This window comes from Ectopseudomonas khazarica, from assembly GCF_004521985.1.
Classification (GTDB): domain Bacteria; phylum Pseudomonadota; class Gammaproteobacteria; order Pseudomonadales; family Pseudomonadaceae; genus Aquipseudomonas; species Aquipseudomonas khazarica.
This window is the reverse complement of the sequence record NZ_SBHZ01000001.1, coordinates 334,001-347,678: the sequence shown is the minus strand read 5'-3', so window position 1 is coordinate 347,678 and position 13,678 is coordinate 334,001. Positions and strand designations below refer to the sequence as shown.

Annotated in this window: 17 protein-coding genes; 9 read left to right on the top strand and 8 right to left on the bottom strand. The window is 67.0% G+C overall.

What is annotated here, in order from left to right:
- Nucleotides 1-11 precede the first annotated feature (11 nt).
- The 4 genes from EPK82_RS01510 to EPK82_RS01495 are packed head-to-tail and all read left to right on the top strand — an operon-like array spanning nucleotide 12 to nucleotide 1,699.
- The gene (locus EPK82_RS01510) at nucleotides 12-257 is read left to right on the top strand and encodes a hypothetical protein (RefSeq protein ID WP_037050643.1); all 246 of its coding nucleotides are present in this window, start codon (nucleotides 12-14) and stop codon (nucleotides 255-257) included.
- Nucleotides 233-805, top strand: a complete 573-nt coding sequence (locus EPK82_RS01505) for a GNAT family N-acetyltransferase (RefSeq protein WP_134675569.1) — start codon at nucleotides 233-235, stop codon at nucleotides 803-805. Before EPK82_RS01510 ends, EPK82_RS01505 begins: the two co-directional genes overlap by 25 nt.
- 4 nt (nucleotides 806-809) lie before the next feature.
- The gene (locus EPK82_RS01500) at nucleotides 810-1,352 is read left to right on the top strand and encodes a DinB family protein (protein WP_134675568.1); all 543 of its coding nucleotides are present in this window, start codon (nucleotides 810-812) and stop codon (nucleotides 1,350-1,352) included.
- The gene (locus tag EPK82_RS01495; RefSeq protein ID WP_134675567.1) at nucleotides 1,349-1,699 is read left to right on the top strand and encodes a hypothetical protein; all 351 of its coding nucleotides are present in this window, start codon (nucleotides 1,349-1,351) and stop codon (nucleotides 1,697-1,699) included. The genes EPK82_RS01500 and EPK82_RS01495 overlap by 4 nt, the downstream gene beginning before the upstream one ends.
- A 1-nt stretch (nucleotide 1,700) precedes the next feature.
- Here the strand turns inward: EPK82_RS01495 and EPK82_RS01490 are convergent, their stop codons facing one another.
- The 4 genes from EPK82_RS01490 to EPK82_RS01475 all read right to left on the bottom strand — a co-directional run bounded on the left by EPK82_RS01490 (nucleotide 1,701) and on the right by EPK82_RS01475 (nucleotide 5,574).
- Nucleotides 1,701-2,408 (bottom strand): type 1 glutamine amidotransferase, encoded by a 708-nt coding sequence (locus EPK82_RS01490; protein WP_134675566.1) that lies wholly within the window; start codon nucleotides 2,406-2,408, stop codon nucleotides 1,701-1,703.
- Between the two features lie 156 nt (nucleotides 2,409-2,564).
- A complete protein-coding gene (locus EPK82_RS01485) occupies nucleotides 2,565-2,909 on the bottom strand; it encodes a ribonuclease E inhibitor RraB (protein WP_037050633.1) in 345 nt (114 codons plus the stop codon).
- Between the two features lie 276 nt (nucleotides 2,910-3,185).
- Entirely contained in the window at nucleotides 3,186-4,115 is a 930-nt protein-coding gene (locus EPK82_RS01480; RefSeq protein ID WP_134675565.1) for an alpha/beta hydrolase, read from the bottom strand.
- Nucleotides 4,099-5,574 (bottom strand): flavin-containing monooxygenase, encoded by a 1,476-nt coding sequence (locus EPK82_RS01475; RefSeq protein WP_208651075.1) that lies wholly within the window; start codon nucleotides 5,572-5,574, stop codon nucleotides 4,099-4,101. Before EPK82_RS01475 ends, EPK82_RS01480 begins: the two co-directional genes overlap by 17 nt.
- Before the next feature lie 249 nt (nucleotides 5,575-5,823).
- Between EPK82_RS01475 and EPK82_RS01470 the strand changes: the two genes are divergently transcribed.
- Genes EPK82_RS01470 through EPK82_RS01460 form a run of 3 tightly spaced genes read left to right on the top strand, consistent with a single transcriptional unit; the run spans nucleotide 5,824 to nucleotide 8,294 of the window.
- Nucleotides 5,824-6,864, top strand: a complete 1,041-nt coding sequence (locus EPK82_RS01470) for an AraC family transcriptional regulator (RefSeq protein ID WP_208651073.1) — start codon at nucleotides 5,824-5,826, stop codon at nucleotides 6,862-6,864.
- A 50-nt stretch (nucleotides 6,865-6,914) separates the two neighbouring features.
- On the top strand, nucleotides 6,915-7,793 hold the full coding sequence (locus EPK82_RS01465) for a DNA-3-methyladenine glycosylase family protein (RefSeq protein WP_134675563.1): 879 nt from the start codon (nucleotides 6,915-6,917) through the stop codon (nucleotides 7,791-7,793).
- A 3-nt stretch (nucleotides 7,794-7,796) separates the two neighbouring features.
- Nucleotides 7,797-8,294, top strand: a complete 498-nt coding sequence (locus EPK82_RS01460) for a methylated-DNA--[protein]-cysteine S-methyltransferase (RefSeq protein WP_047591497.1) — start codon at nucleotides 7,797-7,799, stop codon at nucleotides 8,292-8,294.
- A gap of 38 nt (nucleotides 8,295-8,332) precedes the next feature.
- Here EPK82_RS01460 and EPK82_RS01455 read toward each other — a convergent pair whose 3' ends face one another.
- From EPK82_RS01455 to aroC, 4 genes are all read right to left on the bottom strand, one after another.
- Nucleotides 8,333-8,524 carry a PLDc N-terminal domain-containing protein gene (locus EPK82_RS01455; RefSeq protein WP_037050625.1) on the bottom strand — a complete coding sequence of 64 codons (192 nt, stop codon included), beginning with the start codon at nucleotides 8,522-8,524 and terminating at the stop codon, nucleotides 8,333-8,335.
- An 80-nt stretch (nucleotides 8,525-8,604) separates the two neighbouring features.
- Complete coding sequence (locus EPK82_RS01450) at nucleotides 8,605-9,144, bottom strand: acireductone dioxygenase (protein WP_134675562.1); 540 nt, start codon at nucleotides 9,142-9,144, stop codon at nucleotides 8,605-8,607.
- A 15-nt stretch (nucleotides 9,145-9,159) separates the two neighbouring features.
- On the bottom strand, nucleotides 9,160-10,311 hold the full coding sequence (locus EPK82_RS01445; RefSeq protein ID WP_134675561.1) for an MFS transporter: 1,152 nt from the start codon (nucleotides 10,309-10,311) through the stop codon (nucleotides 9,160-9,162).
- A gap of 73 nt (nucleotides 10,312-10,384) precedes the next feature.
- Nucleotides 10,385-11,476, bottom strand: coding sequence for a chorismate synthase (gene aroC / locus EPK82_RS01440; RefSeq protein WP_134675560.1), 1,092 nt, complete (start codon nucleotides 11,474-11,476; stop codon nucleotides 10,385-10,387).
- Between the two features lie 124 nt (nucleotides 11,477-11,600).
- Here aroC and EPK82_RS01435 point away from each other — a divergent pair, with 124 nt between their 5' ends.
- Together EPK82_RS01435 and EPK82_RS01430 are read left to right on the top strand one after the other, a co-directional pair.
- A complete protein-coding gene (locus EPK82_RS01435; RefSeq protein ID WP_134675559.1) occupies nucleotides 11,601-12,593 on the top strand; it encodes an alpha/beta hydrolase family protein in 993 nt (330 codons plus the stop codon).
- Between the two features lie 36 nt (nucleotides 12,594-12,629).
- A complete protein-coding gene (locus EPK82_RS01430) occupies nucleotides 12,630-13,430 on the top strand; it encodes a hypothetical protein (protein WP_037050614.1) in 801 nt (266 codons plus the stop codon).
- Nucleotides 13,431-13,678 lie beyond the last annotated feature (248 nt).

The window sequence follows — 13,678 nt, the reverse complement described above, 5'->3', positions numbered from 1 at the left end:
CATGCTGATCGATGCCCGCCGAGGCCTTGGCCTTCACCTGCCTGCAAGCGGGCCAGCTGAACACCCCGCTCGAACAGGCGGCGCGGAACGGCGAGGGCCAGTTGATTGCACTGCACGATGTCGTCGCCCTGGTGCGAACGCTGCTGAGCCTGTCCGCTGCCAGCCAGGCGCGTGAGCGGTTGCGCGCAGCCATTGCCGATGAGCCCCCCGACTACCTGAACGAGATATCCCGATGCCCGATCTTTCCGTCCATCTGACTACGCCACGTCTGCTCCTGCGCCCACTGGAAGCTGCGGATGCCCCGGCACTGTTCTCAATCTTTTCCGATCCCCAGGTCATGCAGTACTGGAACACCCCGGCCTGGGCCTGCGAGGCCGTGGCACAGGACTTCATCCGCGCGGAATGCCAGGCCATGCACGACGGCCAGCGCCTGACCCTGGCCATCGTCAACAGGGACTGCGGCGAGCTGATCGGCAAATGCCTGCTGTTCAGCTACGAACCCGAGTCGCGGCGCGCGGAGATCGGCTTCGGCATTGCCTCAAGCGCCTGGGGCCGGGGTTACATCCAGGAGGCGGCCCGTGAGCTGCTGCGCCACGGGTTCGAAACCCTGGGGCTCAACCGCGTCGAAGCGGAGATCGACCCGAGCAACGCCGCCTCCGGGCGGGCGCTGGAACGCCTGGGTTTCAGCAAGGAAGGTCTGCTCCGCCAACGCTGGATCATCGACGGGCAGGTATCGGATTCGGCACTCTACGGGCTGCTCAGCGAAGATTGGTATAGCCTTCAGGACAGGCAACAGCAGCGGTGAGAGCATGCAGAGAATCGAGCACATCCGCCAGATGGCGCGCTACAACAGCTGGATGAACGAACGCCTGTACGCTGCGGCTGCCAGTTTGCCCGACGAGGCATTGAGCGCCGAGCGTGGCGCGTTCTTCGGCTCGATCCTGGGCACCCTGAATCACCTGGTGGTGGCCGACCTGATCTGGCTCGGGCGCTATGCCGCACACCCGGCGAACCATCGGGCGCTGCAGGCGCTCGCCGGGCTGCAACGCCCCACGCGCCTGGATCAGCCGATGGCCGCGAACATCCGCGAGCTGACCGCCCTGCGCGTGCAGCTGGACGCCTGCATCGAGGCGCTGGCTGCGGAGATCAATGAAGAGCAGCTGGACCAGCCCCTGGCCTATCGCAACACCAGGGGGATCGAGGCGAGAAAGAACTTCTTCGCCCTGCTGATGCACCTGTTCAACCACCAGACCCACCATCGTGGCCAGGCGACGACCCTGCTCTCGCAGGCCGGGGTGGATGTCGGGGTGACCGATCTGCTGGCCAGCATCGCCGACGAGCCCGAGCCATGATCCGCGTGCTCAAGTATGCGCTGATCGCCCTGGGAGCCCTGCTGGCCTGCATCCTGCTGGCCATCGCCATCGTCCTGCTGGTGAACGTCGCCGGCATGGATGCGGACGCCACCTACGAGCTTCGCGGCCGCTACAAGCCGAGCGCCGATGGCAAGACCTACCTGGTGGTCGAGCATGACAACGGCGGTGGCTGCGGCACGCTCTCGCTGGACGGCGAACCCTGGCCGGTGCCACTCGACGTGGCCGGAGAAACGACACCGGGTGTGCACACGATCGAATGCGGTGGCGAGATCGAATTCGAGATTCAGTCAGGCAGCATCTACTACTTCAACTATTGGGGCCCCTAGCTCACAGACCCGCCAGTTGCAGCCAGTGCGCGTAGAAGCCCTCGGCCACCTGATTCAGCGCCCTGACCTTCTCCGGCAACTGCTCGCGCATCTCGGCGAGGGACTGCTGGCTGGGCTGGCGCTCATCGAGCAAGTGCGCCCAGTCATCGAGCCAGCACTCGATCAGTGGCTCGGTCATCTCCGGGTGGCCCTGCAGCGCCAGCACCTTGTCGCCCCAGGCGAAGGCCTGGTTGTCGCACCAGCGGCTGCTGAACAGCGCCTGCGCGCCCTCGGGCAGGGCGAAGGTGTCACCGTGCCACTGGAAGATGCTGAACGGCTCGGGCAGGTGCACCAGCCAGGGGCTGTCCGTCACCTGCGCATGGCGCTGCATGTCCTGCCAGCCCGCTTCGGTGTAGGGCATCCGCCGAATGCTGGCGCCGAGAGCCTTGGCCAGCAACTGGCCGCCAAGGCAATGACCGATGATCGGCACTTCGCGGGCGATGAGGCGCTGCAGGGCGGCCACCTCGTCGGCGATCCACGGCAAGGGGTCATTGACGCTCATCGGGCCGCCCATCACGGCCACCGCCCTGGGTCGCTCGAGGTCATAGCCACGCAGCTCGCCCAGGTCGACGCGTAACACGTCGAAGCTGCAACCACGCGCCTGCAGCACCTGCGCCAGATGCGCGGGCGGGCAATAATCGATATGGGTCAGGATCAGAACATCGGTCATGAGTACCTCCGCCACGCAGTCTGCGTGATGGCGCTGGCCAAGTCGAGGCTGCCGGTCTGTCCCGGCTCGCTCTCAGCAGCAGGTCAGCCGCGCCCTCCGCCCCTCTTCCCCGGCAGGAAAGAGGAGCAGAACACGCCAGACCGCAGGAAAGGCGTGCTAACGGACCGCCGACGCTTTCACCTCCTGGGTTACACCCCAGCCGTCCAGGGTGCCGCCCAGCGGGACGACAATGGACTCCAGGTCATGCTCGAACGCGCCAATACCGGCATGGGTGGCGTACATCACTTTGCTGATTTGCAGGTGCCAGGCGCCGTCCTCACGGGCGGATACCTGGGCGTTGAGCGACTCGCCGCGAAAATTTCTGGCCGCCATTCTGGCCCGCTCCTCATCGGGAAAAATGGCGTAGAACTCGATCGGGTGGAACTGGGCGAAGTCGAACCCCCCTTCTTTCATCCGACGCAGCACCGAGGTGCTGGAGTCTTCGTGGAAGGCTGTGCTCATAAACGACCTCCTCTCAGGCTATGGATGGATTGACCGCTTTCCCATTGCTACCGCCCGGCTGGACGGTGTCGCGGCCCCTGCTGGCGCCGCCCCGAGAATCGAGCGGATGCTCGACGTGTCTACTTCAAGCGCATCGACGACTGCCCGACAGAGCGCCGGACTGAAAGCCGTCCTTGCAAGGGTAGTCGCTGAACGCCAGGTGCGCGCTGGATGGAAAGTCTTTGTAACGAAGCCGGCGACCAGCGGCAATTGGCCAGCCGGGCGCCCGCGCCCCTCTCACAGCCCCCGTTCGCGCAGAAAGGCCACCACCCGCCCGATGGCGTAATCCGCCGCACGCAGCACGCCGACATGCGCCTGAAACACGTGCCACAGCCCCGGGTAGCGCTCCAGACGCATGTCGACGCCCGCCGCCGCAGCGCGCTCGGCCAGGCGCAGACTGTCGTTCAGCAGCAGTTCGTCCTCGCCGACCTGGACCAGCGTCGGCGGCAAGCAGCGCAGGTCGGCGAACAGCGGCGACATGCCCGGGTCGTCACGTGGCACACCGGCCGGACAGTAGAGTTCGGCGGCCTGCTCGACCCAGCTGGGGTGGATCAGCGGATCGCCGGCTGGCGGCTGGTGCATCCGCTCGCCGGTGAAATCGGTGGCTGGCGAGAAGCACACCAGCGCCGCAGGAGCCGGCAGGCCCAGCTCGATGATGCGCAGGCAGCCGACCAGGCTGAGGTTGCCGCCGGCAGAATCACCGCCGATGGCGATCTGCTCCGCGCGATACCCCGACTCCAGCAGGCCCCGGTAAGCCGCCACCACATCGTCGCGCGCCGCCGGATAGGGATGCTCCGGCGCCAGCCGATAATCCAGCGCGCAGACGTCCAGACCAGCGCGCTTGGCCAGGCTGGCGCAGATGCCCCGATGCGTATCCGGCCCGCCGATCATGAAGGCGCCGCCGTGCAGGTAGAGCAGCACGCCGCCGCGGGCGCCAGGCGCGCGGTGCCATTCGCAGGGGCGACCGCCCAGGGTCGAGGCGCTGCGACGCACACCGCGCGGCGTCAGGGTGACGCTGGTGAGGGCGCGCAGCACGCGGCGCTGCCCGGAAACCGGCATCGGTGGCCGCACCAGCCCGCGAAAGAACAGACGCAGGAAACCGCGCAACAGGCCGCGCAGCAGCATCTGCTCGGCGGCGGGGGCTTGGAATTCAGCGGACGCAGTCATAGTCGGCAAGCTCCGGAGTACGGGTCATGAGGCGATAGGTGAAGGTGAAACCCGGCCAGTTGTTGGTGTTCTTGCCGGTAGCGGTCTTGTACCAGCTGTCGCAGCCCTGTTCCCATATCGTTCGATGAGTCGCCTGTTGCAGTCTGGCGTTGTACCGGCGCTGCACCGGCGGCCGCAGATCGAGATAGCGCAGGCCCTGCTCACGCAGCGCACGCAGGCAACCGAGCACATAGGCGTACTGGCTCTCCAGCATGTAGAGAATCGAGTTGTGGCCGAGGTTGGTATTCGGCCCGTACAGCAGGAACAGGTTGGGAAATCCGCTGACGCTGATGCCCTTGTACGCCTCCGCGCCGTCCTTCCAGGCCTGGTTCAGGTCCTGGCCATCGAGCCCACGGATGCGCATCGGCGCCAGGAAGTCGGTCGCGGTGAAGCCCGTGCCGTAGATCAGCACGTCGCAGGGATGCTCGCGACCGTCGGCGGTCAGCAGAGAACGTTCACGCACTTCGTGAATCGGCGAATCGACGATCTCGACGTTGGCCTGCGCCAGCGCCGGGAAGTAATCGTTACTGATCAGGATGCGCTTGCAGCCCATGGGGTAGTCCGGCTGCAGTTGCGCCCGCTTGCCGGCGTCGGGCATCTGCCGTTGCAGGTGGCGGGTGAAACTGTGGCGGAACACACGCATCAGCCAGGGAAAACAGATGAAGGCCAGTGCACGCCCCTCGTGGTGCAAGTACTGCAGCAGGCGGTCGGCACGCTGCCACAGCGGCAGACGGCGTTTGAGGGCGATCTCCCAGGGGCGATAGGCACGATCCGCCTTGGCCAGCACGTAGGCAGCCGAGCGCTGGAACAGGCTCAGGCTGGCGACCCTGGGCTGGATCTGCGGGACGAACTGGATGGCCGAGGCGCCGGTGCCGATCACGGCCACATGCTTGCCGCTCAGATCGAGGTCATGGCGCCAGCGCGCCGAGTGGAAGGCCTCGCCACGGAAATTCTGCAGACCCGGCAGCTGCGGATAGGCAGGCCGGTTGAGCTGGCCGCAGGCACTGACCAGCGCCTGCGTCTCGATCACCTCGCCGCCAGCCAGTTCGACGCGCCAGATGCCGCGCGCCGCATCGAAGTCGGCGCCAAGCACCTCGCTGCTCAGGCGGATATGCGCATGCAGCCGGTGCTTCTCCACGCACTGGCGGATATAGGCATGGATCTCCGCCTGCGGTGCGAACCTGCGCGACCAGTCGTGCTTGGCCTCGAAGGAGAACGAGTACAGGTGCGAGGGCACGTCGCAGGCTGCCCCCGGGTAGCTGTTGTCGCGCCAGGTGCCGCCGACGTCGCCGGCTTTTTCCAGCAGCAGGAAGTCCTCCTGACCGGCCTGGCGCAGCTGCATGGCCAGGCCCAGCCCGGCAAAGCCGCTGCCGATGATCAACACGCGCCAGGGCGCGTCAGTACGGGGGTTGTTGTGCATTGTGGTCTCCCCGACCCGTATGGGCACCTCGTAAGAACTACCTGCGCTGTCATCGCTGCGTTAAAAACAGGCTCAAGGTGCTGATTTGCAGCTGTGAACTGCACTTTTTCGCCTGTTTTCGCCTTGCGCTGACTGCCTCGCCCACGTTTTTCAGAAGCACCCGTTTATGGCGATCAGGGGATGCTACTTGCCTCGCCACGTCCGGGTTATGGCATAGTCGGCCAGGATATTGTGATTTTCGGACAACTCATGCCACCACCCTGGCCTGCCCGGCGCAGCATCATCAGCGTCCAGTTGCTCACCCAGCTGGGGCTCGACCTCGGCCTGAGCCTGGACAGGTGCCTGCACGGGACCGGGCTCACTCCCGTGCACCTCACCGGTCTGAACGGCGAGGTCGAAGCCGCAGGCGAACTGCAACTGATCGCCAACCTGGTCGAGGCGCTGCCCCGGGTCGGCGATCTGGGCCTGCAGGCCGGCCGGCGCTACCACCTGACCACCTACGGCGCCTGGGGCTACGCCATTCTCAGCAGTGCCAACGTGCGCCAGGCGGCGGAGCTGGGGCTGCGCTATCACGGCCTGACCTACGCGTTCACCCGCATCAGCCTGAACGTCGAGGGCGCCGTCGCCAGCCTGTGCTTCGATGACCAGGCACTGCAACCGGCGCTGCAGGACTTCATCGTGCAGCGTGACATGCTCGCGGCACTGGTGGTGGTACGCGAACTGCTCTGCAGCAGGTTGCCCTTGCTCGCCCTGGAGCTGCGCCAGGCGGCGCCAGCCGACGTCTCGCCGTTCATCGCCGCCTTCGGCCAGGCGCCACGCTTCGGCGCCGCGCACAACCGCCTGGGGTTCTCCGCCGACCTGCTGGACAACCCGCTGCCACGCGCCAACCCGCAGCTGGTCCAGGCCTGCGAACTGCAGTGCCAGGCACTGCTGGCCCGCCATCAGCTGCATCAGGGGCTGGCCGGGCGCGTACGCCAGCTGTTGCTGCAATCGCCAGGACAGCTGGCCGACATGGAACAGGTGGCCAGCCAGTTGCACCTGAGCAGCCGCACTCTGCGCCGCCGTCTGCTCGACGAAGGCACCCACTTCCGTGGTCTGCAGGACGAGGTGCGCCAGGCGCTGGCCGAGGAGCTGCTGGCCGCTGGCGGACTGAGCCTGGAGGAAATAGCCGAGCGCCTGGGTTACGGCGAGCTGTCCAACTTCATCCACGCCTTCAAGCGCTGGAAAGGCACGACACCCGGGCGCTATCAACGCGCGACGACGGCGTTCGGCCAGCCGCCGGCAGTTTGAAAGTCATCTTCGCGCTGACAAGCCCTCGATGCCGAGCTAGGGTGCGAGCCATGAACATCATCACCCTGCTCCTGCCCTACCAACCGCCCTGGGACTGGCAACAGTTCCACAGCCACTTCGCCCTGCGCGCGATTCCCGGCCTGGAGTCGCTGAGCGCCGCCAGCTACAGCCGTGGCTTCATGATCGACGGCGTACCCGGTTGGCTGCAGGTCATGCCGCTGGCCGGACAGAACGCCCTGGAACTGCGCTGCCGGGTCACCTCGCCGGCCCATCTCGATCACGTCGAGCAGCGCGTTCGCCGCATGTTCGATCTCGACAGCGAGCCCGAGACGATAGTCCGTCACCTCAGCCGCGACGCGCTGCTCGCACCGCTGCTGCAGCGCAACCCCGGCCTGCGCCTGCCCGTGGCCTTCGACCCGTTCGAGCAGGCCGTGCGCGCCATCGTCGGCCAGCAGGTGGCGGTCAAGGCAGCGGTCACCATCGTCGGCCGTCTGGTGCAACGTGCCGGTGCGCCGATCGAGACGCCGCAGGCAGTGGGCATCAGCCATCTGTTCCCTACCCCGCAGGCGATCGCGGAGGCGGACCTGACGGGTATCGGCATGCCGGGCAAGCGCGTGCAGTGCCTGCAGCACTTCGCGGCCTGTATCGCCGACGGCCGCCTGCAACTGAGCCTGCAGGACGGCAGCGCAGCGCTGATCGAACAGCTGTGCGCCCTGCCCGGCATCGGCCCGTGGACGGCGCACTACATCGCCCTGCGTGCGTTCGGCGAGGCCGATGCGTTTCCCGCCAGCGACCTGGGCCTGCTCAAGGCCCCGGTATGGGGCGCCGAAGGCATCGACGCACGACGCCTGCAACTGCGCGCCGAGGCCTGGCGGCCATGGCGCGCCTACGCCGCGGCGCATCTCTGGCACAACTATTCAGGAGGCTGAAGCATGCACTATCGCTACCACGACAGCCCGCTCGGCCCGCTGTTCATCGCCGCCGACGACAGCGGTCTGCAATTGCTGCTGATGGAGCTGGACAGCAGGCCCTGGCGCATCGAGGACGACTGGCAGCCTGCCGGCCGTGAGCTGGACGCCGTGTGCAGCCAGCTCGACCAGTACTTCGCCGGCCAGCGCCGCCATTTCGAGCTGCGCCTGGCGCCACGCGGCACGGCATTTCAGCAGCAGGTCTGGCAGGCGCTGCAGGCCATCCCCTACGGCCGTACCTGCAGCTACTCGGAGCTGGCCAGAGTCATCGAGCGCCCCCAGGCGGTGCGGGCGGTCGGCACCGCCAACGGCGCCAACCCGATCTCGATCATCGTGCCCTGCCATCGGGTGATCGGGCGTGATGGCAGCCTCACCGGATATGCCGGCGGCCTGTCACGCAAACAGTGGCTGCTGGAACTGGAAGGCGTGCTGCAGCCGACCCAGGCGCAGCTGGCGCTGTGAACGCGGCGCACGCCTGCGGCGCCAGCCGCACGGCCGGGTCAGATCCTGACGTTGCCGCGCGGCCCCATCAGCGCCCAGATGATCAGGCCGACCACCGGCAACAGCACGATCAGCAGAATCCACAGGATCTTGATGCCAGTCTCGGCACCGCTCTTGACCACGTTGATGATGGCCCAGATATCCAGGGCCAGGATGACCAGGCCGATCAGCCCATTGAAGGTGGAACCCATGACGACACTCCTGTGTAAGGGGTTGCCTGCATAGGATAGTCAGCGGCCGGCGCGGGTTCCCTGCGGGTTGACCGAGCGCTTCACTCGCCCAGGCGCGGGAAGCGACTGGCGATATCCTCACCGCTGCGTTCCGGCGCCTCTTCCTGCTGGCTCAGGCGCAGCGCCAGCACGTGTGGCTCCTCGCCCAGGTCGAACCAGTGGCGGGTGCCGCCCGGCAGGGTCAGCAGATCGCCACGCTCGCCCTGCAGCACGTAGACGTAGCCATCCAGATGCACGTTGAGCTGGGCGAACCCGCCGATGAACAGCCAGGCGCTGGCCTTCGCCTGCACCTGCTCGTCGAGGTGACGCGCACGCAGTTCGAGCTTCTGCGGATGATTGCGCTGCAGGTTGAACAGCTCCTGGCACACATAGCCCTGCTCCCCCATCAGCGCCTGCAGCCACAGCCCGTAGGCCGCGTCGAACTCGCTGTCCTCGCAGCCGGGACGCAACGCCTGCGGCAGCTCCAGCCGACGGTAGTCGATACCGACGGCCGCCAGGGTGCTGGCGATATCGTCGGCATGGTTGAGAACCTTGTTCGGCAGTTCCGGAGAGGTGTTCAGGTGGACGCTGAGGCTGCTCATGACGGGGCACTCGATTCAGGGCCGCTCGGGCGGCAGGCGGGTGGCAATGACGAAGGCTGCGAGCAAGGCTACCAGACTGGCGATGGCGAAGGTCCAGGCCGGTCCCAGGCTGTTCCAGCTGTACCCGGCATACAGCGCGCCGAGGGCCCCGCCGATACCGGCCAGGCTGGCGTAGAGCGCCTGGCCCTGGCCCTGCTGGCGATCGGCGAAACTGCGCTGCACGAAGTGGATGCAGGCGGCATGGAAGGCGCCGAAGGTGGCGGCGTGCATGCACTGCGCCAGCAGCAGCACGGGCAGATACTCTGGCAGGTTGCCCAGCAGCAGCCAGCGCAGGGCGGTGATCAGGAAGCTGGCCAGCAGCACCGCACGCAGCGAATAGCGCTGCAGCAGGCGCGCCATGACCAGGAACAGGAGAATCTCCGCCACCACCCCCAGCGCCCAGAACAGGCCGATGGCGCCACGGCTGTAACCGACGCCCTCCAGGTGCAGGGTGAGGAAGGTGTAGTACGGGCCGTTGCTCAACTGCATCAGCGCGACGCAGAGGTAGAACGCGAGCATGCCGGGGCGCCGCAGCTGACGCAGGAAACCACCCTGCTCCGGGGTGCTCGGGCGCTGCAGCGGCTGGGCGTTGGGCACCCAGAAACTGCCGGCGACGATGCCGGCCATGATCACCACCAGCGCCGCCGGGTAGGCATCCAGGCTCAGCCACTCGAACAACAGGCCAAGGCCGACCACGGCGACGATGAAACCGATGCTGCCCCACAGGCGGATCTGGCTGTAGCGCGCGGCCTGCTCACGCAGGTGCGCCAGGGTGATGACCTCGAACTGCGGCAGCACCGCGTGCCAGAAGAACGCATGCGTGGCCATGATCAGCGCCAGCCAGGCGTAGCTCTTGTCGAGGAAGATGCCGGCGAAGCAGGCCAGGGTGCACAACGCCCCAAAGCGCACGATGAGCAGGCGCTGACCGGTGTGATCACCCAGCCAGCCCCACAGATTGGGGGCCACGCAGCGCATCAGCATGGGAATCGCGATCAGCTCGCCGATTCGCGCCGCAGAAAAGCCCAGGTGGTCGAAGTACAACGCCAGAAATGGCGCCGTCCCCCCGAGCAAGGCGAAGTAGAAGAAGTAGAAACCCGACAGCCGCCAGTACGGCAGAGACGCCGTCATGAGCGGCAGGGTTCAAGCGGCACGCAGAGGCAGCGGCACAGCCGCCCGCGACTTGCCGCCCGTGGCGTGTCGCTCAACGCTGACCCAGCACCGGCGTGGTGACACGCACCTCGGCATTCTGCGCACGGTGACGCAGCAGGTGGTCCATCAGCACGATGGCCATCATCGCTTCGGCGATCGGCGTGGCGCGGATGCCCACGCAGGGGTCGTGGCGACCCTTGGTGATCACGTCCACCGGATTGCCGTCGACATCGATGGAACGCCCCGGCGTGGTGATGCTGGAGGTCGGCTTGAGGGCCAGGTGGGCAACGATCGGCTGGCCGCTGGAGATGCCACCCAGGATGCCGCCGGCATGGTTGGAGAGGAAACCCTGCGGGGTCAGCTCATCGCGATGCTCGGTGCCGCGCTGGGCCACGCAGGCGAAACCGGCGCCGATTTCCACGCCCTTGACCGCGTTGATGCTCATCAGCGCGTGGGCCAGTTCGGCGTCGAGGCGGTCGAAGATCGGTTCGCCGAGCCCCGGCATCACGCCTTCGGCGACCACGGTGATCTTCGCCCCGACCGAATCCTGGTCACGGCGCAGCTGATCCATGTACGCCTCGAGCTCCGCCACCTTGTCCGGGTCCGGGCTGAAGAAGGCGTTCTGTTCGACGCTGTCCCAGCTCTTGAACGGAATCTCGATGGGACCGAGCTGGCTCATGTAGCCACGGATGACGATGCCCTGGCTGGCCAGGAACTTCTTGGCGATGGCGCCGGCGGCCACGCGCATGGCGGTCTCGCGCGCCGAGCTGCGGCCACCGCCGCGGTAGTCGCGGATACCGTACTTGTGGTGGTAGGTGTAATCCGCGTGAGCCGGGCGGAACAGGTCCTTGATCGCCGAGTAGTCCTTGGACTTCTGGTCGGTATTGCGGATCAGCAGGCCGATGGAGCAACCGGTGGTCTTGCCTTCGAACACCCCGGAGAGGATTTCCACCTCGTCGGCTTCCTGCCGTTGCGTCGTGTGGCGGCTGGTGCCTGGCTTGCGGCGGTCGAGATCACGCTGCAGGTCTTCCAGGCTGATCTCGACACCGGGCGGGCAACCGTCGACGATGGCGACCAGCGCCGGGCCATGGCTTTCGCCAGCGGTGGTGACGGTGAACAGCTTGCCGTAGGTATTGCCGGACATGGGAAGACGCTCCGCGAGATTCAGCTCCGACCTGCCGCTGCGCAGGCCCGATTCACAAGGTGGGCGAGTATACCTGCCAGCCCCTTGCAGTTCACCCCGAACCTTGCGCGGTCACAGGCGTCCAATGCCAGTCTGCCACTACCCCAACCTCACCATGCTGCGAGCCCTGCTCTTGTCCCTCACCCTGATCGCCGGCCTGGCCCAGGCCGCCACCACTCGCCAACAACCCGTCAGCCTCGCTACCGACCAGGGCACCCTGCATGGCAGCCTGCTGCTGCCGCAGAGCGACAAGCCGCTGCCGGTCGCGTTGCTGATCGCCGGCTCCGGCCCCACCGACCGCAACGGCAACAACCCGGAAGGCGGCCACAACGACGCGCTGAAGAAACTGGCCCAGGTACTGGCCCGCAACGGCATCGCCAGCCTGCGCTACGACAAGCGCGGCGTCGCCGCCAGCCGCAGCGCCACCCCGGATGAGCGCGACCTCAGTGTCGAGCGCTACGTCGCCGATGCCAGCGGCTGGGCCAGGCAGCTCAAGGACGACCCGCGCTTCGACCGCGTGATCCTCATCGGCCATAGCGAGGGGGCACTGATCGCCAGCCTCGCCGCCGCCGACAGCCCGGTCGATGCCCTGGTATCCATCGCCGGGCCGGCCTACCCCATCGGCCAGGTGCTGGACATGCAGCTGGCCATGCGCCTGCCGCCCGCTCTCCTCGCCGAGAGCCGGCACATCCTCGCCAACCTGATCCGCGGCACGCTGCAACCCGAGGTGCCCGAAGCCCTGCAGGTGGTGTACCGCCCCAGCGTGCAGCCCTACCTGATCAGCCTGCTGCGCCAGGATCCGGCGGAGAACTTCGCCGCACTGCGCATCCCGGCGCTGATCGTCCAGGGCAGCCACGACGCCCAGGTCAGCCCGGACAACGCCGAGCTGCTCAAGCAGGCCAAGCCCGACGCCGAGCTGGCCATGATCGCCGGCATGAACCACGTCATGCGTATCACCCCGGCAGCCTGGCAGGAACAGCTAGCGTCCTATGACGATCCGCAGCTACCCTTGGCCCGTGCACTGGGCGAGCGGATCGTCGCCTTCATTCGCTCCAGTGCAGAGAAAAACGGTCGATAACCTGCAAAATGACCCGATCAAGCGCACAGGACGTCCATGAGCGAGAACCCAGCCCCGGCGGCGCAAGCCCCCGAAGACGCAGCCGCAGGCAGCGAAACGCCCGCTGCGCCACATCCCTGGTCTGAGCTGCCGGCGGAACAGTTCAGCCTGCTGCGCCTGGCGCCGCTGCCCGTCGACCGCGAGACCGGCCCCAGGCCGCTGCGGTTCGTCCAGCTGGGCCGGGTCGAGCGCAACGCCAAGGACCTCAGCCTGCTGCGCCTGACCGTGCAGGTGCCCGGGCAGCGCCTGCATCGCCAGCAGAACCTGCTGGAAGTCTGGGCCGACCACCAGCGCAAGGAAATTCGCTTCGGCCCGGACAAGGGCCTGAGCGTGGAGCCGGCCAATCGCGGCCTCGGGCGCTTCCTCATGGCCCAGGGCATCGCCTGGGCGCGCAAGCACTTCGCTCACTATCAGGTCGAGGGCGGCGCCCTGCCGACCAAGGACAACTTCAACGAAGCCGCCCGTGAACGGCGCGACCACGCTCTGAAGGCGCAGGGCTTCACCATCGAATACAGCGATCCGTTGCAGCTCAAGCCTTTCTACAGTGCGCCACGGGTCAGCTCGCTGCACGGCGACTGGCAGGCCGAGAAGGTGCAGATCATCGAATTGCTGGACGCCGCCGCCATGCTGCAGCAGGCCGACCAGAACCTGCAGGAGCAGAGCGTCAAGCTGCGCAAGCTGGAAGACCGGGTCGATCGCCTCAAGCGCGAGGATACCGGCCTGCGCTTCACCATCACCTGCCTCATCGCCTTCAGCCTGTTTCAGGCCGGCTTGCTGATCTGGATCGCCACGCGCTGAGCACGCCTTCGGCGCATAGCGTGGTGGGAGGCGCTTGAGCGGCGAGCTCCCCGGATCGCGGCTGAAGCCGCTCCCACACTTGCATCGGCGTGTCGCTCACAGGGTGGATCGCGCTGTTTCGAGCCAACGTTGCGGTGGATGTAAGAAGCGACATCCACCCTACGCCGCCACGCGCTGAGCACGCCGGCGGCGCACCGCGTGGTGGGAGGCGCTTGAGCGGCGAGCTTCCCGGATCGCGGCTGAAGCCG